Source organism: Mesorhizobium sp. WSM4815 (assembly GCF_055811575.1).
The window spans coordinates 327,784-354,266 of the sequence record NZ_JBVVQS010000101.1 but is presented as its reverse complement, the minus strand read 5'-3'; the positions used below and the strand labels follow the sequence as shown (position 1 = coordinate 354,266).

20 protein-coding genes are annotated in these 26,483 nt (G+C 62.6%); 6 read left to right on the top strand and 14 right to left on the bottom strand.

Annotation, left to right across the window (positions count from 1 at the left end; all coding sequences use genetic code 11):
* Nucleotides 1-97: 97 nt before the first annotated feature.
* Nucleotides 98-577 carry a TadE family protein gene (locus AC0L2B_RS27215; protein WP_473747514.1) on the top strand — a complete coding sequence of 160 codons (480 nt, stop codon included), beginning with the start codon at nucleotides 98-100 and terminating at the stop codon, nucleotides 575-577.
* Nucleotides 578-2,362: a pilus assembly protein TadG-related protein gene (locus tag AC0L2B_RS27210; protein WP_473747513.1), complete on the top strand. Its 1,785-nt coding sequence runs from the start codon at nucleotides 578-580 to the stop codon at nucleotides 2,360-2,362. It abuts the gene before it with no gap.
* Nucleotides 2,363-2,372: 10 nt separating this feature from the next.
* On the opposite strand, the gene bglA is transcribed toward AC0L2B_RS27210, so the two are convergent.
* The 10 genes from bglA to AC0L2B_RS27160 form a co-directional block, all read right to left on the bottom strand.
* On the bottom strand, nucleotides 2,373-3,998 hold the full coding sequence (gene bglA, locus AC0L2B_RS27205; RefSeq protein WP_473747512.1) for a beta-galactosidase BglA: 1,626 nt from the start codon (nucleotides 3,996-3,998) through the stop codon (nucleotides 2,373-2,375).
* On the bottom strand, nucleotides 3,988-6,000 hold the full coding sequence (gene glgX, locus AC0L2B_RS27200; protein ID WP_473747511.1) for a glycogen debranching protein GlgX: 2,013 nt from the start codon (nucleotides 5,998-6,000) through the stop codon (nucleotides 3,988-3,990). Before glgX ends, bglA begins: the two co-directional genes overlap by 11 nt.
* 226 nt (nucleotides 6,001-6,226) lie before the next feature.
* The gene (locus tag AC0L2B_RS27195; RefSeq protein WP_473747510.1) at nucleotides 6,227-7,855 is read right to left on the bottom strand and encodes an alpha-D-glucose phosphate-specific phosphoglucomutase; all 1,629 of its coding nucleotides are present in this window, start codon (nucleotides 7,853-7,855) and stop codon (nucleotides 6,227-6,229) included.
* Nucleotides 7,856-7,858: 3 nt separating this feature from the next.
* Nucleotides 7,859-9,301, bottom strand: coding sequence for a glycogen synthase GlgA (glgA, locus tag AC0L2B_RS27190; protein ID WP_473508653.1), 1,443 nt, complete (start codon nucleotides 9,299-9,301; stop codon nucleotides 7,859-7,861).
* Nucleotides 9,302-10,570 carry a glucose-1-phosphate adenylyltransferase gene (gene glgC / locus AC0L2B_RS27185; protein WP_077381220.1) on the bottom strand — a complete coding sequence of 423 codons (1,269 nt, stop codon included), beginning with the start codon at nucleotides 10,568-10,570 and terminating at the stop codon, nucleotides 9,302-9,304. It lies immediately after the preceding gene.
* 36 nt (nucleotides 10,571-10,606) lie between these two features.
* A complete protein-coding gene (gene glgB / locus AC0L2B_RS27180; RefSeq protein WP_473747509.1) occupies nucleotides 10,607-12,820 on the bottom strand; it encodes a 1,4-alpha-glucan branching protein GlgB in 2,214 nt (737 codons plus the stop codon).
* Between the two features lie 58 nt (nucleotides 12,821-12,878).
* Nucleotides 12,879-15,341 (bottom strand): glycogen/starch/alpha-glucan phosphorylase, encoded by a 2,463-nt coding sequence (locus AC0L2B_RS27175; protein WP_473747508.1) that lies wholly within the window; start codon nucleotides 15,339-15,341, stop codon nucleotides 12,879-12,881.
* A 316-nt stretch (nucleotides 15,342-15,657) separates the two neighbouring features.
* Nucleotides 15,658-16,440 (bottom strand): ATP-binding cassette domain-containing protein, encoded by a 783-nt coding sequence (locus AC0L2B_RS27170; RefSeq protein WP_473747507.1) that lies wholly within the window; start codon nucleotides 16,438-16,440, stop codon nucleotides 15,658-15,660.
* Nucleotides 16,441-16,442: 2 nt separating this feature from the next.
* On the bottom strand, nucleotides 16,443-17,507 hold the full coding sequence (locus tag AC0L2B_RS27165; protein ID WP_473747506.1) for an ABC transporter permease: 1,065 nt from the start codon (nucleotides 17,505-17,507) through the stop codon (nucleotides 16,443-16,445).
* 158 nt (nucleotides 17,508-17,665) lie between these two features.
* Nucleotides 17,666-18,643 (bottom strand): sugar ABC transporter substrate-binding protein, encoded by a 978-nt coding sequence (locus AC0L2B_RS27160; protein ID WP_236388945.1) that lies wholly within the window; start codon nucleotides 18,641-18,643, stop codon nucleotides 17,666-17,668.
* Between the two features lie 268 nt (nucleotides 18,644-18,911).
* On the opposite strand from AC0L2B_RS27160, the gene AC0L2B_RS27155 reads away from it, so the two are divergent.
* The 4 genes from AC0L2B_RS27155 (at nucleotide 18,912) to AC0L2B_RS27140 (ending at nucleotide 22,906) form a co-directional block, all read left to right on the top strand.
* Complete coding sequence (locus AC0L2B_RS27155; protein ID WP_023802793.1) at nucleotides 18,912-20,138, top strand: ROK family transcriptional regulator; 1,227 nt, start codon at nucleotides 18,912-18,914, stop codon at nucleotides 20,136-20,138.
* A 3-nt stretch (nucleotides 20,139-20,141) separates the two neighbouring features.
* A complete protein-coding gene (locus tag AC0L2B_RS27150; protein WP_128172083.1) occupies nucleotides 20,142-20,588 on the top strand; it encodes an RbsD/FucU family protein in 447 nt (148 codons plus the stop codon).
* Nucleotides 20,585-21,508: a carbohydrate kinase family protein gene (locus AC0L2B_RS27145; RefSeq protein ID WP_473747505.1), complete on the top strand. Its 924-nt coding sequence runs from the start codon at nucleotides 20,585-20,587 to the stop codon at nucleotides 21,506-21,508. The genes AC0L2B_RS27150 and AC0L2B_RS27145 overlap by 4 nt, the downstream gene beginning before the upstream one ends.
* Before the next feature lie 255 nt (nucleotides 21,509-21,763).
* Nucleotides 21,764-22,906, top strand: coding sequence for a DegT/DnrJ/EryC1/StrS family aminotransferase (locus AC0L2B_RS27140; protein WP_473747504.1), 1,143 nt, complete (start codon nucleotides 21,764-21,766; stop codon nucleotides 22,904-22,906).
* Between the two features lie 48 nt (nucleotides 22,907-22,954).
* On the opposite strand, the gene AC0L2B_RS27135 is transcribed toward AC0L2B_RS27140, so the two are convergent.
* From AC0L2B_RS27135 to cysN, 4 genes are all read right to left on the bottom strand, one after another.
* On the bottom strand, nucleotides 22,955-23,383 hold the full coding sequence (locus AC0L2B_RS27135) for a type II toxin-antitoxin system VapC family toxin (RefSeq protein WP_473747502.1): 429 nt from the start codon (nucleotides 23,381-23,383) through the stop codon (nucleotides 22,955-22,957).
* The gene (locus AC0L2B_RS27130; protein WP_473747501.1) at nucleotides 23,383-23,622 is read right to left on the bottom strand and encodes a type II toxin-antitoxin system VapB family antitoxin; all 240 of its coding nucleotides are present in this window, start codon (nucleotides 23,620-23,622) and stop codon (nucleotides 23,383-23,385) included. Before AC0L2B_RS27130 ends, AC0L2B_RS27135 begins: the two co-directional genes overlap by 1 nt.
* Nucleotides 23,623-23,718: 96 nt before the next feature.
* The gene (gene cysQ, locus AC0L2B_RS27125; protein WP_473747754.1) at nucleotides 23,719-24,534 is read right to left on the bottom strand and encodes a 3'(2'),5'-bisphosphate nucleotidase CysQ; all 816 of its coding nucleotides are present in this window, start codon (nucleotides 24,532-24,534) and stop codon (nucleotides 23,719-23,721) included.
* A gap of 10 nt (nucleotides 24,535-24,544) precedes the next feature.
* Complete coding sequence (gene cysN, locus AC0L2B_RS27120; protein ID WP_473508661.1) at nucleotides 24,545-26,482, bottom strand: sulfate adenylyltransferase subunit CysN; 1,938 nt, start codon at nucleotides 26,480-26,482, stop codon at nucleotides 24,545-24,547.
* Nucleotide 26,483 lies beyond the last annotated feature (1 nt).

Sequence of the window (26,483 nt, the reverse complement as noted above, 5' to 3'; positions counted from 1 at the left end):
TCGTCGATTCCACTTTGCCACAATGTCTTAAGCCGCCTTTAAGCAACCACGGGTTACATCTTTTGCGGGCTTCGGTATGTCTTGATGGGCGACGGATATGAACAGCGCGGAAACTGGGACAATAGCTAAAAACCGGCGCAATACGCGTCAGCTAAAACGCAAATTACACCAGTTTCGAGAACCGTCCGGAACGTCCGCGATCGAATTCGCACTGCTTGCACCCTTTTTTATCCTGCTTCTGCTCGGCATGGTTGCATATGGCATCTATTTTGGCGCCAGTCACTCCGTGCAGCAGATCGCAGCGGACGCCGCACGCACGGCGATTGCCGGGCTGAACGAAGTTGAGCGCCAGGCGCTGGTGACCAGTTTCGTCACCACCAATGCCGCGGGATATCCATTCGTCGATTCCGACAAGCTGACCTACCAGGCCAAGGACAGCACGGCCGACGGAAACCAGTTCGTCGTGTCCATCCAATATGATGCCCGTAACCTGCCGGTCTGGAATCTGTTTCCGGCGCTGCCCATGCCTGGCACCACGATCTCACGCCAGTCGAAAATCCGGGTCGGAGGCATCTGAATGTCGCAAACTTTGGCGCGCAGGATCGGCCGGGTCGCCCGCTCGATGCTTGGCGACCAGACGGCGAACTTCGCCGTCATGACGGCGCTGTGCGCACCGTTCGCGCTGGCGCTGGCCGCCTTCGCCATCGATGAAGGCTCGATCTATGTGGAGCGCCGGGAGGCTCAGTCGCTGGTCGATCTGGCGGCAATCACCGCCGCCTCCAACATCAACAACATTGAAGCCGCGGTGGTGACCACGCTCGGCGACAACGGAATGCCGGGTATCGTTGTTCAAAAGGCAGGGCAGACGATCACCCCTGCCCTTGGAAAGACTATCGTGTCGGTCACCCCCGGCCGATATTCAGCAGTGTCGTCGCTCGGCGTCGACAAGCGCTTCGAGGCCGGCAAAACGCCCTACAACGCCGTCCATGTCACGCTGAAAAAGGTTCCTGCCCGCTATTTCGCGAGTTCGCTTATCCCTACGCCGGTGATCGGCACCCAAGCCGTGGCCAGCATAGCGCCGCAGGCGATGTTCTCGGTCGGGTCAAGGCTTCTAAGCGTCAATGGCGGCATCCTCAACGCTCTTCTCAGCAAGTTCCTGGGCGGCAACATCGCGCTCAGCGTCATGGACTACAACGCTCTGATCGCTGCCGACGTGAACCTGCTTTCGTTCATCGATGCCCTTGCCGTTGAGATGCAGCTGACAGGTGTCAGCTATTCGGAGGTGCTGGCTTCCAAAGCGACGGTGGGCGAGATAGCGACCGCCATGGCCAATGTTTCACCCGTTGGCAGCACCAGCAAGCTTGCTTTGCAGACAATCGCGTCAAGGACCACCAGCACGGTCAAGATACCGCTCAATCATCTTGTCGATCTTGGATCAATGGGCCAGTTGGGCCTCGGGCAAAAGTCGCCCGGCTTTTCGGTCGCCGCCAGCGCCATGGGCATGCTGACCACCGCTGCTGCACTGGCCAACGGCTCGAAGCAGGTCGAGCTCAATCTCGGAGCCGCCATTCCGGGGCTTGCCTCCACCACGCTTGCGATTGCAATCGGCGAACCTGCACAATTCTCGCCATGGCTGACAATCGGCGAGAAGGGTGCTGTGGTGCGTACGGCGCAGACGCGGATCAAGCTGGTGGCGTCCGTCGGCGGCAGCAATGCGAACCTCGGTGGCGGCATCAGCCTGCTGGCCGTCAAACTGCCGCTGCATGTCGAGGTGGCCTCTGCCGAAGCCAAGCTGACCGACATCAGCTGCCCGACGGGGCACCCCGACAGTTTGAAAGTTACCATTGCCGCACGTCCGGGCCTTGCCTCGCTGCACCTTGGCGCCAGCGATGCCGATAACAGCCCCTACGCCTTCGCCGATTTCAGCAACCCACAGTCGTTTCAAAATGCCGAAATCGCGCAGGTCAGCGTGAAGCTTCTGTTTCTCACCCTCAATCTGATCGGCGTGAATGGTTCTGCAGCCGTTGAGATCGCCAACAACGATCCGACGATCTTGACCTTCAACAGCACCGACATCGCAAGCAAGACGATAAAGAACGCCTCGACGAAGAACCTGACGCAATCTCTCACCACGTCGCTGGTCAACAATTTGTCGCTTTCGGTCAGTGCGCTGGGCCTCGGGCTTGATGTAACCGCCTTGCTCGGAACCGTGAAGCCGGCAGTGGTGGCGCTGCTGAACGGCGTGACGGCGCCGGTCGACGAATTGGTTTACAACGTGCTTGGGGCGCTGGGCGTGCGCGTCGGCGAGGCCGATGTCCGGGTCATGGGCGCGACTTGCGGGCGCTCTGTGCTTGTTCAGTGAGTTGGAGAGATCAGCCGGCTCGTCCGAGAAAGCAGCCCAACGGCGGCAGCGACAGAATCTTTTCCTGCAAGGCGGCACCAGCGCCAAGGTCGATCGTCTCTGCGACATCGATACCCTGCGGCAACGGCCAGTTGGCCGGCTCCTCGGCGAAGTTGAAAACGCACAGCAGCTTCTCGCCGCCGCCTTCGCGAATGAAGGCAAGCACTTCGCCCTCGGCATCGAGAAAACGGATCGAACCTTGTACCAGCGCCGCATGCCGCCTGCGCAACGCCAGCATCGCCCGATAGCTGGCCAAAACTGACTTTTCCTCGCCGTTCTGGATATCGACCGCGCGGGCGCGATGGCTTTCCGGGATTGGAAGCCACGGCCTGCCGATTGAAAAGCCGGCATTGTTGGCGCCCTTCTCCCACACCATTGGCGTGCGGCAGCCATCCCTGCCCTTGAACCCCGGCCAGAAGCGGATGCCGTAAGGATCGCGCAGATCCTCGAACGCCAATTCCGCCTCCTCCAGCCCGAGTTCCTCACCCTGATAGAGGCAGATCGATCCTCGCAGGCATGACAGCAGCGCGATGGAGAACTTCGCCGTCCTTTCCGGATAGCCGCCGGGCATTGTCCATCGGGTCACATGGCGAACGACATCGTGGTTGGAAAACGCCCAGCAGACCCAGCCGTCGGAGACAGCACTCTCGAACGCTTCGACGCATCCACGCACATGCGCCGCCGAGAATTGCGGACCGAGCAGGTCGAATGTGTAGCACATGTCGAGCTTGTCGCCGCCGCTGGTGTAGGCGGCGAGCGTCTGCAACGAACGGGCTTCGTCGCCGACCTCGCCGACAGCGACGCGGCCCTCATACTCGTCGAGCAGCGTCCGAAACCGCTTGAGGAAAGCGAGGTTTTCGGGCTGCGTCTTGTCAAACAAATGCTCCTGATAGAGGTACGGATTGGTTTCGGTGTTGGTGCCTGCGACGCTTGACGCCAGGGGCGGGTTGCTGCGCAGCCAGCGGTCATGGACATAGTAGTTGACGGTATCGAGGCGAAACCCGTCGACGCCGCGCTCCAGCCAAAACCGCACCGTTTCCAGCAAGGCGTCCTGAACCTCCGGATTGTGGAAATTGAGGTCCGGCTGCGAGGCGAGGAAATTGTGCATGTAATATTGCCTGCGGGTCGCGTCCCACTCCCAGGCGGGGCCGCCGAAGACCGACAGCCAGTTGTTGGGCGCGGTGCCATCTGGCTTCGGATCGGACCAGACATACCAGTCCGCCCTGGGATTATCGCGGCTCGCGCGGCTTTCGACGAACCATTCGTGCCGGTCGGACGAATGCGACAGAACCTGGTCGATAATGACTTTCAGGCCGAGACGGTGCGCCTCGGCGACCACTGCGTCGAAATCCTCTGCTGTGCCGAACATCGGATCGACGGCTGTATAGTCGGATACGTCGTAGCCCATATCGGCCATCGGCGACTTGAAGAAGGGCGACAGCCAGACGGCGTCAGCGCCAAGCGATGCGACATGCGCCAGCCTCGATGTGATACCACGCAGATCGCCACTGCCGTCCCCCGTCGTGTCCTGGAAGGAGCGCGGGTAGATCTGGTAGATGACGCAGCCGCGCCACCACTCGGCGTGGTCACTTGCCACTCGGGTTCTCCTTTATCTGAGCCTGCGCGGCTTCGTGTTCGATCATGAAAATCACCGTTCGCCCCGGCACCGGCCGTGAAATTCCGGCTGCGCCGTCCGATGCTTCGATGGCTGGCTGCCAGCGAAATCCGTCGCGCTCCGGCAGCGTGAACATACACGCCCGGCGATCGCCATTGATGACAACGGCAAGGCGGCGATCATCGCTGCCGAGCATCATGACCAGGCGGTACCGCGCCGGATCGTGCCAGCCTGCCTTGTCGAGCGGCGTGCCGGTTTCAGTGAGCCAGACCGCGTCCGGTTGTTCTGATCCGGGCGGCGGCTCTCCAGTCAGGAAGCGCGTGTCGGAAAGCGCCGGCACGCAACGACGCGTCGCGGCGAGCAAAACGGCGTATTGTTCCAGCGCCCGATCGCGCCCGGACCAGTCGAGCCAGGTGATCTCGTTGTCCTGCGCATAGGCGTTGTTGTTGCCCTTCTGGGTGCGGCCGAATTCGTCTCCGGCGGTCAGCATGATCGTGCCGCGTGAGGCAAACAGCGTGGCCAGCAGCGCACACCGGTCATCGAAACGTGCCGTAACGATCGCCCGGTCGCCGGTCTCACCCTCGACGCCATTGTTCCAGGACAGATTGTCAACGTGGCCATCGCGGTTCTGCTCGCCATTGGCCTCATTGTGCTTGTGCTCGTAGGCAACAATGTCGGCCAGCGTCATGCCGTCATGCGCGGCGATGAAATTGACGCTGCGGCTCGTCTGCTGGCCTGGCTTGGCAAACACGTCGGACGAGCCGGCAACCCGGGTGGCGAGCGCGCCGACCATCCCGCTGTCGCCGCGCCAGAACCGGCGGATGTCGTCGCGATATCTGTCGTTCCATTCGAGGAAGGGCGGCGGAAAATTGCCAAGCTGATAGCCGTCCGGGCCGATATCCCATGGCTCGGCGATGAGCACCCGGTCGCCAAGGAGCGGATCATCCCGAATAGCCATGAGCAGTGGCGCAGCGGCGTCGAACGCGCCATCGACCCGCCCCAGAATGGGCGCCAGATCGAAGCGGAAACCATCGACGCCGGCATGGCGGACAAAGTAACGAAGCGTGTCGAGGACCATTTCCCTGACGACCGGATGATCACAAGCGACGGTGTTGCCGGTGCCGGTGTCGTTGATCAAGCTGCCGTCCGGCCGATGCCGGTAGTAGGCGCGGCTGTCGAGACCGCGCAGCGACAGCGTCGGCCCAAGCCTGTCGCTTTCGCCGGTGTGGTTGAAGACAAGATCGAGGATGACGCCGATCCCGGCCTCACGCAGCGTGACAACCGTCTGCCGCAATTCCGCGAGACCGCCGGGCGCGAGGCGCGGATCGAGCGCCATGAAGGTCACGGGATTGTAGCCCCAGGCATTGCGCAGCCCGAGCGGCGGCAAATGCCGCTCGTCGATCGATGCCGTCACCGGCATCAGTTCGACCGCCCCGACCCCGAGCTTTTTCAGATGCCCGACGATAGCCGGATGGGCAAGCGCTGCAATCGTCCCGTGCTGGTGCTTCGGGATGTCGGGATGCAGCATGGTGAAGGCGCGCACCGGCACTTCATAGATCAGGCCACCGGGCTGGAACAGCGGCGGCAAGGCAGGCACCGGCTGCGGCAGGGTGGCGGCAATCGCCTTCGGCAGCAGCGGCGCGGTATCGGTGCCCTCGCCCCGGCGCGCGGCGAGCCTGATGTCATAGACATAAGGCCTGTCGATTTCGACGGCATAGGGGTCGACCAGCAGCTTGTCGGGATCGAACCAAAGCCTATTCTCGGGCGTATAATCGCCATCGGCGCGAAATCCGTATCGAGTGCCGGCGGGGAGGCCGACAACGAAAAGCGCGTGAACGCCCTCGCCTTCCGGCTGGAGTTCGAGCCGGTCGATCTCCCTCTCTCCCTGCTCATCGAAGATCGAGACCCAGAGCCGGCTGGCCGCGGACGACCATGCGGCAAAGCGGATGCCGCCGCGGGTGACGGTGGCACCGAGTGAGTTCATACGGCGACCCCTTCTCCCCTTGCGGGAGAAGGTGGATTGGCGCGCAGCGCCGAGACGGATGAGGGGTGCTGGAAGAAACGAGGCATGGGCGATTTGAGCAAAGGTGTGCGCCAAGCTGGAACACCCCTCATCCGACCGAGCTTCGCTCGGCCACCTTCTCCCACAAGGGGAGAAGGGGGAGCCTCGCAACGCAGGCCGAACTCAGACGGCCGGCTGTCAACCAAACTCACGTAATCACGCTCGGCTCGGCGCGGCCGGTATGGCTGCGTATCCCGGCAATATCATCGGCTGCCGCAATCAGGTCGGCAAGCGCCTCCTGCGTGTCGAGATCGTGCCTGGACTTGTCCGGCTCGTAGCGCTCGATATAGACGCGCAGCGTCGCCCCCGAGGTACCGGTGCCGGAGAGACGGAAGACGACGCGCGATCCGCCTTCGAACAGCACCCTGATGCCCTGGTTCCTGGCTATCGAGCCGTCGACCGGGTCGTGATAGGCGAAATCGTCGGCGCTGGCGATCTTCATGCCGCGCACGCTGGTGCCGGGCAAGGAAGCGAGCCTGGCCCGCAATTCGTCGACCAGCGCATTGGCGCGGTCGGTCTCGACCTCCTCGTAGTCATGGCGTGAGTAGTAATTGCGGCCATAGGCGGCCCAGTGCTCGGTGACGATCTGCTTGGCGCTTTCGCCGCGGGCAGCGAGGATATTGAGCCACAAAAGCACGGCCCACAGCCCGTCCTTTTCGCGGACATGGTTGGAGCCGGTTCCGGCACTTTCCTCGCCGCAGATCGTCGCCATGTCGGCATCGAGCAGATTGCCAAAGAATTTCCAGCCGGTCGGCGTTTCATAGATGCCGATGCCGAGCTTTTCGGCGACGCGGTCGGCTGCACCGCTGGTCGGCATCGAGCGGGCGATGCCTTTCAGGCCAGCCTTGTAGCCCGGCGCCAGATGAGCATTGGCGGCGAGCATAGCCACCGAATCCGACGGGGTGACGAAAATGCCCTTGCCGATGATCAGGTTGCGGTCGCCGTCGCCGTCGGAAGCGGCGCCGAAATCCGGCGCATCCGGTCCCATCATCTCGTCATAGAGGTGCTTTGCGTGGACCAGGTTCGGGTCTGGGTGGTGGCCGCCGAAATCCGGCAGGGGAACGAAGTTGCGGGCGGTGCCTTTCGGCGCGCCGAGCCGGTTCTCCAGGATCTCCTTGGCATAGGGACCGGTCACGGCATGCATGGCGTCGAAGCGCATGCGGAAGCCTGACTTGAACAGCCCACGCAACGCATCGAAATCGAACAGGTTTTCCATCAGCTCGGCATAGTCGGCGACCGGGTCGATCACCTCGACGGTCATGCCGCCCGCCTCGACGGTACCGATCGTGTCGAGGTCGACCGTGCCGATATCGGCGGTCTTGAAGCTCGAAATCGTCTTGGTCTTGGCGAAGATCGCGTCGGTCAGCTTTTCCGGTGCCGGGCCGCCATTGCCGGCATTGTATTTGATGCCGAAATCCTCGTGCGGGCCGCCCGGATTGTGGCTGGCCGACAGGATGATGCCGCCGAAGGTATTGTATTTGCGAATGATGTTGGAAGCGGCCGGCGTCGACAGGATGCCGCCCTGCCCGACCATCACCTTGCCGAAACCGTTTGCCGCCGCCATGGCGATGGCCTCCTGGATGACCTCGCGGTTGTAAAAGCGGCCGTCGCCGCCGATCACCAGCGTCTTGCCCTTGAACCCGTCCAGCGCATCGAAAATCGACTGGATGAAGTTCTCGGCATAGTGCTCCTGCTGGAACACCGGCACTTTCTTGCGCAGCCCGGATGTGCCGGGCTTCTGGTCGAGATAAGGTTTGGTGGCGACGGTGCGTATCATGCGTCAAGCCCTTTTCGAAAGCAGCAAGCGATAGAGTTCGAGGTATTTTTCTGCGCTTTTATCCCACGACACATCCGCCTTCATGCCTTGCCGCTGCATCGACGTCCAGATCGCAGGGTTGGCGTGCGCCGCGACCAGCCGGCGGATGGCGTGCAGCAAGGCGCCGGCATCGGCGGGTGCGAACTGGAAGCCGGTCGCCACACCTGCCGAAATCGCCGCTTCATTGGCGTCGATGACGGTGTCGGCAAGACCGCCGGTGCGGGCGACGACCGGCACGCAGCCATAGCGCAGGCCGTAAAGCTGCGTCAGTCCGCAAGGCTCGAAGCGCGACGGTATGATGATTGCGTCACAGCCGCCCTGCATGGTGTGGGAAAGCGCCTCGTCATAACCGACGACGACGCCGATGCGACCGCGATGGCGGGCGGCGGCGGCCAGCAGCGCGCCTTCGAGGCCGGCGTCGCCGGACCCCAGGATCGCCAGGCGGGCACCCCTCGCAACAATCCCGTCGACGACCGTTGCCAGTATGTCCATTCCCTTCTGCCAGGTGAGCCGGCTGATCACGCAGACGATCGGACTGTCGTCGCGGTCAAGGTTGAAACGATCCTCGACGGCGGTCCGGTTGGGGTGCCGCGCCTTCAATGTCCTGGCCGTGTAGCTGGAGACCAGATGCTTGTCGGTTTCAGGGTTCCATATCTCGGTGTCGATGCCGTTGACGATGCCATAGAGATCGACGGACCGCATGTTGATGAGGCCATCGAGCCCCATGCCGAATTCCGGCGAGCGGATCTCCTGCGCATAGGTCGGGCTGACTGTGGTGATGGCCCAGGCGGCCTGCAGGCCAGCCTTGAGGAAACCGACGCCGCCATAATATTCGACGCCGTCGAGCGCCATGGCCGCCGCCGGCAGACCGAGTTCGCCGAAGATGCCGGCGCCGAACTGGCCCTGGAAAGCGAGATTGTGGACGGTGATCATTGACGGCGTGCCGACCGCCTTGCCGTAGCGCATATAGGCCAGCGTCATCGCCGATTGCCAGTCATGGGCATGGACGATGTCAGGCTGGTAACCCGAGACGGCGCCGCCAGCGATGTCGCCGCCAACCTGGCTCAGGGCCGCGAAACGCCGCCAATTGTCCGGCCAGTCGGCGCCTGTGGCATTGCCGTAGGGGCCGCCGGGGCGATCGAACAGATGCGGCGCGTCGAGCACGAACAGGTCGAGCCCGGCGATCTGGACGGCATGGACCGAAGCCTTGCCGCCTTGCAGCAGCGGATAGTGGTGAACGGGTTTTTTCTTCTTGAAGGCATCGATGATCTGGGGATAGCCGGGAACAAGCGTGCGCATCGCCACGCCCTTGCCGGCGAGCGCGATGGGCAACGCGCCGGTCACGTCGGCAAGCCCGCCAGTCTTGATCAGAGGGAATATTTCGGGCGTGACCGAAAGGACCTGCATTCACGACAGTCCCAGTTTGTCGATCATGGCCTGCGTGACGAGGCAGATGCCCTTTTCGGAAACGCGGAAGCGCTTGGCGTCGAGGACGGGATCCTCGCCGACCACGAGCCCTTCGGGAATCCTGACGCCATGATCGATCACCACGCGCTTCAATCTCGCGCTGCGGCCGACCTGGCAGTCGGGCAGCATGACGACGTCCTCGAGCGTCGAATAGGAGTTGATGCGCGCGCCGGTGAAGATCAGGCTTCGCTTCAGCGACGCGCCTGAGACGATGCAATCGCCCGAGACCAGCGAGGATACCGCCGAGCCACGGCGACCATCCTCGTCATGCACGAACTTCGCCGGCGGCTTCAGCTCGGCATAGGTCCAGATCGGCCAGTCGCGGTCGTAGAGATCGAGCTCGGGCGTGATGTCGGTGAGGTCGATATTGGCTTCCCAATAGGCGTCGACGGTCCCGACATCGCGCCAGTAGGCTTCGTTCTCGGCGGTCGAGCGCACGCAGGATTTGGCGAAGCGATGGGCGATCGCCTTGCCGTGCTCGACGACATAGGGGATGATGTCCTTGCCGAAGTCACGGCTTGAGCCCGGTTCGGCCGCGTCGCGGCGCAGCTGCTCCATCAGGAACTTGGTCTTGAACACGTAGATGCCCATCGAGGCCAGGGCAAAATCCGGCTTGTCGGGAATGCCGGGCGGATCGGCGGGCTTCTCGATGAAGGAGATGATGGTGTCCTTCTTGTCGACATGCATGACGCCGAAGCCGGTCGCCTCCATGCGCGGCACTTCGAGGCAGCCGACGGTGACGTCGGCGCCGGCGTCGACATGCTGGCGAAGCATCAGCTCATAGTCCATCTTGTAGACGTGATCGCCGGCCAGGATGACCATGTATTCGGGCCCGTAGGCCTCGATGATGTCGATGTTCTGGTAGACGGCATCGGCCGTGCCCTCATACCATTGCGTTTCCGATACGCGCTGACTGGCCGGCAGGATGTCGAAGCTCTCGTTGCGCTCGGGCCGAAGGAAGTTCCAGCCGCGCTGCAGGTGGCGGATCAGCGAGTGCGCCTTGTACTGGGTGGCCACGCCGAGGCGGCGAATACCGGAATTGAGCGCATTGGAGAGCGCAAAATCGATGATGCGCGTCTTGCCGCCGAAATAGACCGCCGGTTTGGCGCGCCGGTCGGTCAATTCCTTGAGGCGGCTGCCACGGCCGCCGGCCAGAACATAGGCCATGGCATCGCGCGCCAGCGGCTGGGTCCGTTTTATCTCTGCCATTCTTATCCTCCCAAGTTACGCGCTGCGAGACATCGCCTAGTCCGGAGCAAATTCGAGCATGATCGTCGACAGCGGCGGCAACAGCATCGTCGCCGAGATGCCTCCTGCTTCCTTCCGAGCCTCGACGGCACCGTCATTGCCCTTGCCGGAACCGCCATAGTCGGAGGCGTCCGTGTTGATGATCTCGCGCCATCTTCCAGCCATTGGCAACGGCACGCGGTAATTGTCGCGCGGCACCGGCGTAAAATTGGAGATGACGGCGACCGGGTTTCCGCCCGGCGCGCTGCGCAGCCAGGCAAAGACCGAGTTGGCGCTGTCGTCGACGATCAGCCAGGAAAAGCCCTCCGGTTCGCAATCGCGCGCATGCAACGCCGGCCGTGAGCGGTAGAGATAGTTGAGATCGCGCACCGTCTGCCAGACGCCGCGGTGGGCCCGGAAATCGAGCAGGTTCCAGTCGAGTGCGCGCGCCTCGCTCCACTCGCGGCGCTGGGCGAATTCCTGCCCCATGAACAACAGCTTCTTGCCGGGGTAGCCCCACATGAAGGCGTAGTAGGCGCGCAGCGTCGCGAATTTCTGCCAGTCGTCACCGGCCATCTTGCCAAGCAGCGTCCCCTTGCCGTGCACGACCTCGTCATGGGAGAGCGGCAGCACGAAATTCTCTGAGAAGGCGTAGACCAGACCGAAGGTGATGTCGCCGTGGTGATGCTTGCGGAAAATCGGCTCTTTGGAGAAATACTCCAGCGTGTCGTGCATGAAGCCCATGTTCCACTTGAAGCCGAAACCCAGCCCGCCCTCATGCACCGGCTGCGAAACTTTTGGCCATGAGGTCGATTCCTCGGCGATCGTCATCACACCCGGATGATGACCATAGACTTCCTTGTTCATCCTCTGGAGGAAGCTGACCGCCTCGAGGTTTTCGCGCCCGCCTTTTTCGTTGGGAATCCATTCGCCGGCCTTGCGCGAATAGTCGAGGTAGAGCATCGAGGCGACGGCATCGACGCGCAAACCGTCGACATGGTATTTTTCGGCCCAGAACAGCGCATTGTTGACCAGGAACGAGACCACCTCGCGCCGGCCGAAATTGTAGATCGCGGTGTTCCAGTCGGGATGGAAGCCCTTGCGCGGGTCGGCATGCTCATAGAGCGCGGTGCCGTCGAAATTGGCCAGGCCATGCGCGTCCACCGGAAAATGCGCCGGCACCCAGTCCAGGATGACGCCGATGCCGGCGCGGTGGGCGCCGTCGACGAACCGGGCAAAACCGTCCGGATCGCCGAAGCGGGCCGACGGCGCGTAGAGGCCCGTCGTCTGATAGCCCCAGGACGGATCATAGGGATGTTCGGAGATCGGCATGAATTCGATATGGGTGAAACCCGTGTCGACGACATACGGGATCAGCCGGTCGGCAAGCTCGTCCCATGACAGGAAGCTGCCGTCGTCGTGAAGCTGCCAGGAGCCGGCATGGACCTCATAGATCGACACCGCCTCGCGGCGGGCGTCGGCGTTGCGCCAGAAATTGCGGTGCGCCTCGTCACCCCATTGATGCGCCGGCGGAAGCGCCGTCACCGAAGCGGTGGCCGGTCGCAGTTCGGACTTGAAAGCGAACGGATCGGCCTTCAGCGGCAGCCTCACGCCATCGGGCCCGATGATCTCGTATTTGTATGGCCGTCCGGCGCCGATGTCGGGGATGAACAACTCCCAGATGCCGGTGTCGCGGCGGACGCGCATCGTATGCCTGCGGCCGTCCCATTCGTTGAAGTCGCCGACCACCGAAACGCGCCTTGCATTGGGCGCCCAGACGGCGAAATGCACGCCGGATGCACCCTCGTGATCGATGAGATGCGCCCCGAGCTTGTCGAACAGCCTGAGGTGCGAACCTTCGGCGATGTAATAGTCGTCCAGCGGACCCAGTACCGGACCGAACGAATAGGGATCGGTCAGCCACCAGTCACCGCCGGCATTGCGCGCGTGATAGCGCAGCGGCTGACGCTTTCTGAGCGACAGGCTGCCCTCGAAGAAGCCGCCTTCGTCGCGCCTGGAGAGTTCGCCGGCATTCCTGCCGGTCAGCGTATAGGCAGTGACGAACTCGGCATGAGGGACGAAGCAGCGGGCGACAAAGCCCTTGTCGACCTCGTGCACACCGAGGACAGCGAAAGGATCACCATGCGTGCCGGCGACAATTGCCGCGACATCACCGGCTGACGCCAGTCCATCCGGCCCGCTTGTCGCAGCGGTCGCGCGCGGCTTCCTCATCAGGCAGTGACCCTCCCCGGCACCCGGACCACATTGTTCGTGGCCTCATGCAATCATATCAGACGGGCACGTTCCAGATTTCTTTCGCATATTGGCGGATCGTGCGATCGGACGAGAACCAGCCGACGCGGGCGACATTGCGAATTGCCCTGGCGTACCAATCCGGGCTGTCGCGCCAGACGGCGTCGACATCGCGCTGGGTTGAGGCGTAGGCATCGAAATCCGCGGCGACCATGAACCAGTCGCCCTGATAGAGGCCGTTCATCAGGTCGCGATAGCGTTCCGGATCGTCAGGCGAAAAGACGCCCGTCGAAACGGCAGCCACGGCCTGCGCCAGTTCGGGAGAGGCTTCGATCACCGATCGCGGATCGTAGCCGTTGCTGCGCCGCTCGGCGACCTCTTCGGTGGTCAGGCCGAAAATGAAGATGTTGTCGTCGCCGACGCATTCCTTGATCTCGACATTAGCGCCGTCGAGCGTGCCGATGGTCAGCGCACCGTTCAGCGCAAATTTCATGTTGCCGGTGCCGGAGGCTTCCATCCCGGCGGTCGATATCTGCTCCGAAAGATCGGCGGCCGGCATCATGATCTCGGCCAGGCTGACATTGTAGTTCGGCACGAACACCACTTTGAGCAAGCCGCGAACGGCGGGGTCGCGGTTGATGACTTTGGCGACGTCGTTGGCGAGTTTGATGATCAGCTTGGCATTGTGATAGCTGGGCGCCGCCTTGCCGCCGAAGAACTTGACGCGTGGCATCCAGTTGCGCTCGGGATGGGAGCGGATCTGGTCGTAGAGGGCGACTGTTTCGAGGATGTTCAGGAGCTGGCGCTTGTATTCGTGGATGCGCTTGATCTGGATGTCGAACAGCGCCGAGGGATCGATCCTGATGCCGAGGCGGTCGGCGACGAGATTGGCGAGCTTGGCCTTGTTCGCCCGCTTGACTGCCGCGAACTTGTCGCGGAAGGCGGCGTCGTCGGCAAAGGCATCGAGCTCCTTGATCGCGTCTATATCGTCGAGGAAGCGGTCGCCGATCGCCTCGCGGGTGAGCGCGGTGAGACCGGGATTGCACTGGATCAGCCAGCGCCGCGGCGTGATGCCGTTGGTCTTGTTGTTGATGCGGTCGGGGTAGAGTCGGTGGAGCTCGGCAAACACCGTTTCCTTCATCAGCTCGGTGTGAAGGGCAGAGACGCCGTTGATCGAGTGCGAGCCGACAAACGCCAGATTGCCCATGCGCACCCGGCGCTCGCCGTTTTCCTGTATCAGCGAGATCTGGCTGATCTGCTCGTCAGAAAACTGATCGGAGGCGCGCGCCTCCAGCAGCACTTCGGCGTTGATGGCGTAGACGATCTGCATATGGCGCGGCAACAGCCGCTCGAACAGCGGCACCGGCCAGCTTTCGAGCGCCTCTGGAAGCAGTGTGTGGTTGGTGTAGCCGAAAGTGCGCTTGGTGATGCTCCAGGCCTGATCGAAATCCATGCCGTGGACATCCATCAACAGGCGCATCAGCTCGGGCACGGCGATGGCCGGATGGGTGTCGTTCAGATGGATCGCCGCCTTGTCGGGCAGCGACTGCAGGTCGCCATACTGGCTGAGATGACGCTGAATGATATCCTGCAACGATGCGGTGGAAAAGAAATACTCTTGCCTGAGGCGCAGCTCCTGACCGGCCTTGTGGGAATCGGCAGGGTAAAGGACGCGCGACAAGGCATCGGCCTTGTTGCTTTCGGCGAGCGCACCGATGTGGTCGCCGGCGTTGAACTTGTCGAGCAGGATCGGATCGATCGGCATGCCGGACCAGAGCCGCAGCGTGTTGACGCGGTTGGCCCGCCAGCCAACCACCGGCGTATCGTAGGCAACCGCCAGAACATGTTCGATCGGCTTCCAGACGTGGCGCTCAAGCCTGCCGTCCTTCGAGGTGATCGATTCCACCGAGCCGCCGAAACCGACCTCGAATGAGCGTTCGCGCCGCTCGAACTCCCAGGGGTTGCCGTGATCGAGCCAGGTCTCGGGCAGCTCAACCTGCCAGCCGCCATGGATTTCCTGCCGGAACATGCCATTGGCGTAGCGAATGCCATAGCCATGCGCGGGAATGTCGACGGTTGCCATGCTTTCCATGAAGCAGGCGGCGAGCCGGCCGAGACCGCCATTGCCAAGCGCTGCATCTGGTTCGAGGGCCGCGATGAGGTCGAGGTCGACGCCGAGAGACCGCAGCGCTTCGCGCATATTGTCCATCAGGCCGAGATTGGAGAAGGCGTCGCGCATCAGGCGACCGATGAGGAATTCCAGTGACAGGTAATAGACGCGCTTTTCCTGATGGGCGTAGGCCTCTTGCGTTGCCTGCATCCAATGATCGACGATATGGTCGCGCACGACCTTTATCGAGGCGGTGAGCCAGTCGTATTGCGTCGCAACGCTGGTCCCCTTGCCGAGCCTGTATTTGAGGGCCTTCAAGACTTCGTCGGCAAGCGCCTTGGGATCGGAGTTTTCGAGAATGGGAGTTTTGGATGTCATCGCGCGCGTCATGCTGCCTCTCGTGCGGTTGCCATGATCATACCGGCTTTCACCATTCCTCCCAGCCCATGCTAGCGCATATTGTTATGCGTTCAATCGAGTTAGATTGCCGCGGGGAAGCTTACCCAGCGGCAGTTTAGCAACTTGAAGTGCGTCGCGTTTGGGCGGCGTCTGCGACGCATCTTAGATTCTTAGTTATGTGCATATCGTCCCAAAACCGCAGCGCACCCTCGGTTCGCGCCCGAGGGCATGCTTTTGGGCGACATGCATTTCTTGTTCTATGCAAGTCGTCATCCCAAAACCGCTGCGCACTTTTGGGCGACATGCATCAGGCCGCCAGTGCCGCCTCCGGCGGAAGCTTCGCTCCGGTCATGAAGGCGACGGCGTCCGACATCGTATATTGCTTGGGATCGATGACACAGAGGCGACGGCCCAGCCGATGGATGTGAATGCGGTCGGCCACCTCGAAGACATGCGGCATGTTGTGGGAGATCAGCACGATCGGCAGGCCGCGCTTCTTCACGTCGAGGATCAGTTCGAGCACGCGGCGGCTCTCCTTGACGCCTAACGCCGCCGTCGGCTCATCCATGATGACCATCTTCGAGCCGAAGGCGGCGGCGCGCGCCACCGCCACGCCCTGGCGTTGGCCGCCCGAGAGCGTTTCCACGGCCTGGCTGATGTTCTGGATGGTCATCAGGCCAAGTTCGGTGAGCTTGTCGCGGGCGCGCTTTTCCATTGCCGGGCGGTTGAGCATGCGCAGCCAGTCGCCCAGAAAACCCGGTTTGCGGATCTCGCGACCGAGGAACATGTTGTCGGCGATCGACAGCGCCGGCGACAGCGCCAGGTTCTGGTAGACGGTTTCGATGCCGGCTTCGCGGGCTTCGATGGGCGACTTGAAGAGCACCTGCTTGCCGTCCAACTCGATGATCCCCTCGTCCGGGACAACGGCGCCCGAGATCGCCTTGATCAGCGTCGACTTGCCGGCTCCATTGTCGCCGATCACGGCCAGGATCTCTCCCGGATAGAGATCGAAGTCGCAGCTGTTCAGTGCGGTAACGCGGCCGTAGCGCTTGACGAGGCCGCGCGCGGTGAGGATGGGCTCCTGGGTCATGGTTACACCGAAACCTTTCTGATCCACTGGTCGATCGCCACGGCGCCGATGATCAGCACACCGGTGAGCAGCACTTTCCATTGCGGATCGGCGCCCAGCATGTTGAGGCCCATCGAAACGACGCCGACGATCATCGCGCCGAACAGCGTGCCCAGAATAGAGCCGCGCCCGCCGAAGAGGGAAATGCCGCCGATCACCGTCGCGGTGATCGCCTGCAAATTGTAGTCGGTGACGGCAGCGGACGGTGAGATCGAGCCGTTGCGGCCGATGGAGACCCAGGCAGCGAAAGCGGCGATCAGCCCGGCAAGCGTGTAGACCGAGATCAGCACCTTCTTGGTCTGGATGCCCGACAGCTTCGCCGCCTCCGGATCGTCGCCGACAGCGTAGACATGACGGCCCCATGCCGTGTGATTGAGCACGTACCACAAGAACAGCACCAGCACGACCATGGCAATGACGCCGAACGTCAGCACCGCCGTGCCGACCTTGAAGTTCAGGCCAAACAGATGCAGCAGCGGGGCTTGGACGTCGACGTCGGCGTCACGGATCGTCTCATTGGCCGAATAGATGAAGTTCGTGGCCATGACGATGTTCCAGGTGCCGAGCGTGACGATGAAGGGCGGCAGCTTCATGTAGGCGACCAGCACCCCGTTGAGCAGCCCGCAGGCCGCGCCAGCGCCAAGCCCGATCACCACGGCAAGCAAGGTCGGGAGGCCGTAGGTGACTGCGCAATTGCCCATGATCACGGCCGAAATCACCATGATCACGCCGATTGACAGGTCGATGCCGGCTGTCAGGATGACCAGCGTCTGCGCGGCGCCGAGAATACCGACGATGGCGATCTGCTGCAGGATCAGCGTCAGCGTGTAGGACGAAAAGAACCGTCCTCCGATCGTGACGCCAAAGACAGCGATCGACAGGACCAGCACGATCAGCGGCACCGCAGCCGGAGTGGAATGCAGGAAATGCTGGATGCGCTTGACGAGCGACGTGCCATGCTCGTCAAAAGCAGCAACGCTTGTCTCGCTGTTCGCGAGAGCCTTTTCGAATTCCTGAACCTGAGACATGTTTCCTCCCATGAGGCTTCAGCTACGCGCCGACGCCCGTCCAACCGTTCCCGATCTGCCGCCGGAATTGTTCGCGCTTGCGATTTCCGCATCGTCCACCCGAAGCGGCCGGGGATCAAGCCCCTGGCCGCTTCGGTCTGTTGCCCGTCAGACCGGCATCAGCCCCAGCACTTGGCGAGGCCTTCCTTGGTGTCGATGGACTTCACGCCCTCCGCGGGCTTGTCGGTCACGAGGTTGACGCCGGTGTCGAAGAAATCCTTGCCTTCGGTCGGCTTGGGCTTCGTCCCGTCCTTGGCGTAAGCGGCGATCGCTTCGATGCCGAGTGCCGCCATCTGCAGCGGATATTGCTGTGACGTCGCACCGATCACGCCCTCGGCGACCGACTTCACGCCGGGGCAGCCGCCATCGACCGACACGATCAGCACATTGCCTTCGAGACCCACGGCCTTGAGCGCCTGGTAGGCGCCGACGGCTGCCGGCTCGTTGATGGTGTGGATGACGTTGATGCCAGGATCCTTCTGGAGGAGGTTCTCCATCGCCTTGCGGCCGCCTTCCTCGTTGCCGTTGGTGACGTCGTGGCCGACGATACGCGGATCATCCTCATCGCCGATCTTGTTGGGGTCCTTCACGTCGATACCGTAACCCATCATGAAGCCCTGGTCGCGCAGGACGTCGACCGTCGGCTGCGAGGGCGTCAGGTCGAGGAAGCCGATCCTGGCATCCTTCGCCTTGTCGCCGAGCGTCGCTGCGGCCCAGGCACCAATCAGCTTGCCGGCCTCCAGATTGTCGGTCGCAAAGGTCGCGTCGGCGGCGTCGAGCGGATCAAGCGGCGTGTCCAGCGCGATCACCAGCAGACCGGCGTCACGTGCCTTCTTCACCGCCGGGACGATGCCCTTGGTATCCGACGCGGTGATCAGGATGCCCTTGGCGCCGTCGGCGATGCAGCTTTCGATCGCCGCCACCTGGCTCTCGCTGTCGCCATCGATCTTGCCGGCGTAGGCTTTGAGTTCGACGCCGAGTTCCTTGGCCTTGGCGCTCGCGCCTTCCTTCATCTTGACGAAGAACGGGTTGGTGTCGGTCTTGGTGATCAGGCAGGCGCCGACATCGGCGGCGGACGCAGCCGAGGTGAATGCCATCAGACCCAGTCCGGCCGCGGCAAAAACGGTGGATCTTAGCAGTGCTGTCTTGGTCACGATTTTCCTCCCAGTGGGACCAGTTCGGATGCCGGCCAACCGGCATCGCATGAGCATCCAGCGACTTCTCCCAGCGTGGACGCTTGCCCCAAGAGAATACCAGACTGAGGGTCCTGTCAATAATTAAATCACTCTTATTTATTATTGACAGCGTGGCGTCGGTCACTCATTCTGGCCAAAAGCATTAAGGGAAACGACGGGAGGAGAAGGGGTGGAGACCGGCATACCAAGGCACGGTTCGCCCGAGGCAGCCAAAAGCCGCATTCACCGCGGCACCAACCAGAGCGGCATGCGGGACCACAATGAGCGGCTGGTGCTGTCGCTGGTGCGTCAGCACGGCAGCCTGGCGAAGTCCGACATTGCGCGCATGACCGGACTTTCGGCCCAGACCGTTTCGGTCATCATGCGCGAGCTCGAGGAGGACAACCTTCTTGTCCGCCAGGCGCCGCTGCGCGGCAAGATCGGCCAACCTTCCATTCCGATGGCGCTCAATCCCGATGGCGCCTATTTCATCGGCCTGAAGATCGGCCGCCGCAGCGCCGAACTCGTTCTGATCGATTTTCTCGGCAATGTGCGTTCGATGCTGCAGCATTCCTACCGCTATCCGGCACCGCGCGAGACGGTCGAGTTCGTCACCTCCGGCATGAAGACCATGCGCGGCGAACTCACCCCGGCGCAGGACAAGCGCATTGCCGGACTTGGCATTGCCATGCCGTTCGAATTGTGGAGCTGGGCCGATACGGCAGGTGCGCCGCGCGACGTCATGGACGAATGGCGCCACCGAGACATCCGCGCCGACATCCAGGCACAGTGCGAATTCCCCGTCTACCTGCAAAATGACGCCACCTCTGCCTGCGGCGCCGAACTGGTGTTCGGCAAAGCGGGCACGGCACGCGACTTCGTCTATTTCTATATCGGTGCCTTCGCCGGCGGCGGCATCGTGCTGAACGGTCACCTTTTCGGCGGACCGACCGGCAATGCCGGCGCGCTGGGTTCGATGCCGGTGCCTGGACCGGACGGCAAGCCGACCCAATTGATCGGCGTGGCGTCGATCGCCATGCTGGAAAAGGCACTCAACGCGCGCGGCGTCGAAGCCTCACATCTGTGGACGTCACCGGAGGATTGGGGCGAAATCGGCGTCGAGCTCGACGATTGGATCGCCTGCGCCTCGCAGGCGCTCGCCTATGCCATTGTGGCGGCGTCATCGGTTATCGATTTCGAGGCGGCGGTGATCGACGGATGGATGCCGAAGGCCGTGCGGCGCCGGCTCGTCGATGCCGTTATCGATGCTATCGGCAAGATCGACGGTGAAGGCCTGAAGCTTCCGGCCGTGCGCGAGGGGACTGTCGGCATTCATGCACGTGCCCTGGGCGGTGCCAGCCTGCCGCTTTCCGAGCGCTTCCTCATCGGTTCGACCACGATTTCCAGGAGTGCCTGAGCGATGCTGATCGGAATCCCGGTGCTGCTCGGTCCACAGCTGCTGGCGACGCTGCGTGCCATGGGTCATGGCGACGAGATCGCCCTTGTCGACGGAAACTACCCGGCGAAAGAGCAGGCACACCGGCTCATCCGCGCAGACGGTCATCATCTTGCTCCGATGCTCGACGCCATCCTCAGCGTATTGCCTGTCGATGACGCGGTGCCGGAGGCGCTGTTTCGCGCCTCGGTCAAAGGTGATCCCCTGCTTGCCGATCCCGTTCATCACGAGATGGAGGCGATCTGCGCCGAGCGTGCTCCGGGCCGCAAGGTGGTTGCGCTTGCCGGCGCCGACTTCTATCAACGGGTCAGGTCCGCACACGCGATCGTCGCGACAAGCGAGCCGCGGCTCTACGCCAACATCATCATCCGCAAGGGTGTGATCTATCCGCCGGAGACCAGGAAATCATGATCCTCTGTTGCGGCGAAGCCCTGATCGACATGCTGCCACGCACCACGACTGAGGGCGAGCCGGCCTTTGCCCCTTATGTCGGCGGCGCGGTGTTCAACACGGCAATAGCGCTCGGGCGGCTGGGAGCGCCCGCCGGTTTCTTTTCCGGCCTGTCGACGGATCTGTTCGGCAGCCAGTTCAAGGACGCGCTTGACGCAAGCCAAGTCAGTTCCACCTATGCGCACACATCGCCCCGGCCGACCACGCTCGCCTTCGTGCGGCTGGACAACGGCCAGGCGACCTACACATTCTACGATGAAAACACAGCCGGACGGATGCTGACCATCGACGATCTGCCGAAACTCGGCAGCGAGATCGAAGCCATGCTGTTCGGCGCCATCAGCCTGATCTCGGAGCCGGCCGGATCCGCCTACGAGGAATTCATGCGGCGCGAGCACAGCCGCCGCGTCATCATGCTCGACCCCAACATCCGGCCGAATTTCATAGCGGACAAGGCCAAGCATCTCAGGCGCATCCGCTCGATGATGGCCATGGCCGACATCGTGAAACTGTCGGACGAGGACCTCAACTGGTTCGGCGAAGCCGGCTCGCACGAGGACGTCGTCCGCAACTGGCTGGAGCGCGGCCCGACGCTGATCGTCGTCACCCATGGCAGCGAAGGCGCCATCGGCTACACCAGGGATCACAAGGTCACGGTCGTGCCGGACAAGGTCGAGGTGGTCGATACGGTCGGCGCCGGCGACACGTTCAACGCCGGCATCCTGGCCTCGCTGCACGAGCAAGGCCTGCTGTCGAAGGAGGCGATCGCCAATCTGTCGGACGACGCCATCCACAAGGCGCTGGCGCTCGGCGCCAAGGCTGCGGCGGTAAACGTGTCGCGGGCCGGCGCCAATCCGCCCTGGCGGCATGAAATCGCCTGATTGGACGGCGATGCGGCGAGGATGCGCAGGACGTCGATCACTTTATGTTTCGCCCAGCCGAGCGCGTGCGACACGAAGGCCGTGTCGTGCGCTACAAAGCCCCGGATTTCCGGCGTCTGATGCGGACCTGTCGGACTGAGAGGTAACAGGCTGCGACATTTGAGCAATTGTGGTTTGGTCCGTGCAGCTTTCTCGGCCGCGCCAAGTCTGATACCAGCGGCCGGTTATCTGGCTAGTCCCCGTTTTGAGGCCGACATGCAGTTCATCGATCTAGGCGCGCAGCGCGAACGAATCCGCGACAGGCTGAAAGCCGCCATCGACCGCGTCGTCGACGAGGGTCGCTACATTCTCGGACCTGAGGTCACCGAATTCGAAAACAAGCTCGCCGCCTATGTCGGCACCAAGCATGTCGTAGCCTGCGCCAACGGCACTGACGCGCTGCTGCTGCCGCTGTTTGCGGCCGGCATCGGCCCAGGTGACGCGGTGTTCGTGCCGAGCTTCACCTTCGCCGCCACGGCGGAAGTGGTGGCGCTGGCCAAGGCCGAGCCGGTTTTCATCGATGTCGATCCGCAGACCTACAATATCGACATCGCCAGCCTCGAAGCCGCCATCGCCATGATCAAGGCGGAAGGCCGGCTGAGGCCAAGGGCGATCATCCCCGTCGACCTGTTCGGGCTCGCCGCCGATTACGAGGCGATCATAGCCATCGCCAACCGCGAAGGGCTGATGGTGATCGAAGATGCCGCCCAGGCGATCGGCGGCTCGAGCGACGGCAAGATGCTGGGTTCGTTCGGCGCGGTCGGCTCGACCAGCTTCTACCCGGCAAAACCGCTCGGCTGCTATGGCGACGGCGGCGCGATGTTCACCAATGACGATGCGCTGGCCGAGAAACTTCGCTCGTTCGCCTTCCACGGCAAGGGCGAAACCCAATATGACAATGTCCGCGTCGGCATCAATTCGCGGCTCGACACTCTGCAGGCGGCGATCCTGATCGAGAAGCTGGCCATTCTCGAAGACGAGATGGTTGCCCGGCAAGCGGTCGCCAAACGGTATGCCGAAGGCCTCGGCGACATCGTCAAGGCAGCGCGCAACCTGGACGGCGGCCGTTCGGCCTGGGCGCAATATGCCATCGAGACGCCGAAGCGCGACGGGCTGAAGGCGCATCTCGGGGAAAAAGGCATCCCGTCGGTGATCTATTATGTGAAGCCGCTGCACAGCCAGATCGCCTACCGCGACTATCCGCGCACGCCGACAGGTCTTGCCGTTTCTGAGGAGCTGCCGAAGCGTATCCTGTGCCTGCCCATGCATCCCTATCTGAGCGAGGCCGACCAGGACCGGATCATCGAGACGATCCGCAATTATATCGGCTCGAATTCGGCGCAAATCGCCGCCGCGTAGAGTCTCACGCGCACGACTACGATCTAGCCGGTAGCTCCCGCGTAAATATCAGGTTTTGATACCCACAGTCGTGACATCGGTAAGCGCAAATCCCGCATCGATGGTCAGGATCGGCGCCTGGTAGGATTTCGCCGTGGCATAATGGAAGCAGTCGGCAAGATTGAGCGCACTATTCCGTTCAGCGTCCGGATAGCGGTGCCGTCCATAGCGATCGACGGCTTGCAGCGCGACGGTCAACTCACGGCTCGAAATCGCCATAAGCTGGACCCCGGCCGCTTCAAGGAACTCCTGCACGCGCGCTTCAGCTTCTGCCATGGGAATGCGCTTTTTGCGAAACAGCCCAACTGTCGCCTCCCATGCAGCCACGACCGATGTGATCGGCCGTGGAGAGCGTGCGGCATCCATCGCGGCGGCAAGGTTCTCGGCCTCAGGCTCTTCCGTCATAATGGCGATGATTGCAGACGCATCGACGAACATCAGTAGTCGCCGCTGAGGTCATCGAAAAACGCCTTGTCCGCCGCAAGGCCGGTGTCCGGATAGGCCGCAATCTTCGCGCGCAAAGGCTTCAGCCGCTCCCACAGTGGGATCGCCTCTTCGGCGCGGCGCAATTCGTTCTCCAGGGCCAGCTTCACGGCAGCCGTCTTGTTCAAGCGCGTGCGTGCTGCCAGTTTTTCGGCAAGCACGTTTACCTCTTCACTGCGAATGTTGAGCGGCATTAGCCAATTTCCCCGTGTAGACGTAAATATAACAACGCCAACACGCGATGGCAACCGTCCATCAGGAGAGCATAAGGTTTTGTGGGAGCGCTTCCGTCAATTTCGAGGACGCGCTCGCACGGCGTCGGGTTGGCCCGTGCTCTTCCCGCTGGCGATGAAATGCGGATTGGCAAAATCCACGTCATCGCTCTGGTTGCGCTTGCCGTAGGCCAGCGGCTGACCATCGAGCGAGCGCGTCATCCCGCCTGCGGCGCGCAGCACCGCGTCACCCGCCGCGGTGTCCCATTCCATGGTGCGGCCGAAGCGCGGATAGACGTCGGCCTCGGCGCTGGCGACAAGACAGAATTTCAGCGACGAGCCGACCGAGACGATCTCGGCAGCGCCCACCGTGCGGATATAGGCTTCGGTCTCGGGCGTATTGTGGGACCGGCTGGCGACGACGGTCAGTGGCGCCACGCCCGTTCTGGCCGAAATCGGCCGACGGCCGATGATCTGGTAATCGCCATTGACATCGATTGCTTCCGCCCTGCCCGGCCGGCCGGAAAAGAAGCGTCCGGTGCATGGCGCAAAGACCACACCGATCTCCGGCACGCCGTGGCGAACGAGCGCGATGTTGACGGTGAAGTCGGTCCTGCGGTTGACGAATTCCTTGGTGCCGTCGAGTGGGTCCACCAGGAAGAAGGCATCATCGAGGTCGGGCGGCACGATGCCAGCCGATGCCTCTTCCTCAGCCACGCAAGGGATATCGGGGAAGGCGGCGCGCAGCCCGGCGAGAATGATCTTTTCGCTCTGGCGATCGGCTTCGGTCACCGGCGAGGCGTCTGATTTCTGATCGACCGCGCAGCCGGCATCAAAAACACGCATCACCTCTCGCCCCGCCGCCAGGGCAAGGCGCTCGAACACCCCGAGCATCGATTCGTCTTCAGATGCCGCCGCCGCTATCGTATTGGTTTTCGGCAATGTCGCGCTCGTTCAGCCAGAGTTCCAGGGCCTCTACCATCTCCTCGGCCGACTTGCCGAGTGTCTTGAGATGGATTTCGGGATTTTCCGGGGCTTCATACGGTGAATCGACGCCGGTGAAATTCTTGATTTCGCCGTTCAACGCCCGCGCATAGAGGCCCTTCGGATCGCGTCTGGCGCATTCCTCGAAAGGTGTGTCGACAAACACCTCGACGAATTCACCGCTGGCCATCAATTCCCTGGCCATGCGCCTTTCGGCGCTGAATGGCGAAATGAAGGAAACAATAACGATCAGCCCGGCATCGGCCATCAGGCGCGCCACTTCAGCCACCCGGCGAATGTTTTCGACGCGATCGGCGTCCGTGAAGCCAAGATCGCGATTGAGCCCGTGGCGGACATTGTCGCCATCCAGGATGTAGGTGTGGCGGCCGGTGGCGAACAGCTTCTTCTCGAAAAGGTTGGCGATGGTCGACTTGCCCGAACCAGAGAGCCCGGTGAACCAGAACACTGCGGGCCGCTGGTTCTTCAGATCGGCGCGGCCGTGCTTGCCGACATCGAGCGATTGCCAGTGGATGTTCTCGGCGCGGCGCAGCGAATGCAGGATCATGCCGGCGCCGACCGTGGCGTTGGTGATGCGGTCGATCAGGATGAAGGCGCCGGTCGTGCGGTTCTCGGCGAAAATATCGAAGGCGATCGGCGCCCGCGTCGAGATGTTGCAAATGCCGACCTCGTTCATTTCCAGCGACTTGGCCGCCTCATGGGCAAAATCGTTGACGTTGACGCGGTATTTCAGGTCGGTGACGGTGGCGCTGGTCTGATCGGTCTCGGTCCGCAGGATATAGGAGCGGCCCGGCAGCAGCGCGTGCTCGTCGAACCAGACGATGTTGGCGGCGAACTGGTCGGCGACCTGCGGCCGCGCCGCCGGCGACACCAGCATGTTACCGCGCGAGACCTCGACCTCGTCGTCGAGGACGAGGGTGATGGCCTGGCCCGCCACCGCCTGGCTCAGATCGCCGCCATGCGAGACGATCCGCCTGACATGAGCGGACTTGCCGGATTTGGCGACAACGACCTCGTCGCCCGGCGCGACCGAGCCGGAGGCGATCGTGCCGGCAAAACCGCGGAAATCGAGATTGGGGCGGTTCACATACTGCACCGGAAAACGGAACGGCAGTTCGACAACGGCTTCATCGACTGACACGGTTTCCAGATGTTCGATCAGCGTCGGGCCGGAATACCATTCTGTTTTATCGGAACGGCCCGTAACGTTGTCGCCATAGCGGGCCGACATCGGAATGGACACGATCGACTGGAAACCGAGTTCACGTGAGAACTGCGCGTAGTCTGCGACAATCCGTTCGAACACCACCTTGTCGAAGCCGACGAGATCGATCTTGTTGACGGCGAGCACGATGTGCCGGATGCCAAGCAGCGAGGCGATGATCGAGTGGCGCCTTGTCTGGCGCAGCACGCCCTGCCGGGCGTCGATCAGGACGATGGCCAGATCGGCGGTCGACGCGCCCGTCGCCATGTTGCGCGTGTATTGTTCGTGGCCGGGTGTGTCGGCAACGATGAACTTGCGCTTTGGCGTGGCGAAAAAGCGATAGGCGACATCGATGGTGATGCCCTGCTCGCGCTCGGCCTCGAGGCCATCGACCAGCAGCGCGAAATCGACGTCGTCGCCCGTCGTCCCGTGCTTGCGCGAATCACGCTCGAGCGCGGCAAGCTGGTCCTCGAAAATCTGCTTGGTGTCCGAAAGCAGGCGCCCGATCAACGTCGACTTGCCGTCGTCCACGGAACCGCAGGTCAAGAAGCGCAGCAGCGATTTTTGTTCTTGCACCGCCAGATAGTCGCGAATGCCGTCGGTGGGGGCGAGGCTCTCGGCCGTGATGTGGCGCATG

Coding starts and splice junctions, on each gene's coding strand:
- AC0L2B_RS27215 (WP_473747514.1), top strand. CDS start 98: ATGAACAGCGCGGAAACTGGGACAATAGCTAAAAACCGGCGCAATACG.
- AC0L2B_RS27210 (WP_473747513.1), top strand. CDS start 578: ATGTCGCAAACTTTGGCGCGCAGGATCGGCCGGGTCGCCCGCTCGATG.
- glgX (WP_473747511.1), bottom strand. CDS start 6,000: ATGAACTCACTCGGTGCCACCGTCACCCGCGGCGGCATCCGCTTTGCC.
- AC0L2B_RS27195 (WP_473747510.1), bottom strand. CDS start 7,855: ATGATACGCACCGTCGCCACCAAACCTTATCTCGACCAGAAGCCCGGC.
- glgA (WP_473508653.1), bottom strand. CDS start 9,301: ATGCAGGTCCTTTCGGTCACGCCCGAAATATTCCCTCTGATCAAGACT.
- glgC (WP_077381220.1), bottom strand. CDS start 10,570: ATGGCAGAGATAAAACGGACCCAGCCGCTGGCGCGCGATGCCATGGCC.
- glgB (WP_473747509.1), bottom strand. CDS start 12,820: ATGAGGAAGCCGCGCGCGACCGCTGCGACAAGCGGGCCGGATGGACTG.
- AC0L2B_RS27175 (WP_473747508.1), bottom strand. CDS start 15,341: ATGACGCGCGCGATGACATCCAAAACTCCCATTCTCGAAAACTCCGAT.
- AC0L2B_RS27170 (WP_473747507.1), bottom strand. CDS start 16,440: ATGACCCAGGAGCCCATCCTCACCGCGCGCGGCCTCGTCAAGCGCTAC.
- AC0L2B_RS27165 (WP_473747506.1), bottom strand. CDS start 17,507: ATGTCTCAGGTTCAGGAATTCGAAAAGGCTCTCGCGAACAGCGAGACA.
- AC0L2B_RS27160 (WP_236388945.1), bottom strand. CDS start 18,643: ATGGCATTCACCTCGGCTGCGTCCGCCGCCGATGTCGGCGCCTGCCTG.
- AC0L2B_RS27150 (WP_128172083.1), top strand. CDS start 20,142: ATGCTGATCGGAATCCCGGTGCTGCTCGGTCCACAGCTGCTGGCGACG.
- AC0L2B_RS27145 (WP_473747505.1), top strand. CDS start 20,585: ATGATCCTCTGTTGCGGCGAAGCCCTGATCGACATGCTGCCACGCACC.
- AC0L2B_RS27140 (WP_473747504.1), top strand. CDS start 21,764: ATGCAGTTCATCGATCTAGGCGCGCAGCGCGAACGAATCCGCGACAGG.
- AC0L2B_RS27135 (WP_473747502.1), bottom strand. CDS start 23,383: ATGTTCGTCGATGCGTCTGCAATCATCGCCATTATGACGGAAGAGCCT.
- AC0L2B_RS27130 (WP_473747501.1), bottom strand. CDS start 23,622: ATGCCGCTCAACATTCGCAGTGAAGAGGTAAACGTGCTTGCCGAAAAA.
- cysQ (WP_473747754.1), bottom strand. CDS start 24,534: ATGCTCGGGGTGTTCGAGCGCCTTGCCCTGGCGGCGGGGCGAGAGGTG.
- cysN (WP_473508661.1), bottom strand. CDS start 26,482: ATGCGCCACATCACGGCCGAGAGCCTCGCCCCCACCGACGGCATTCGC.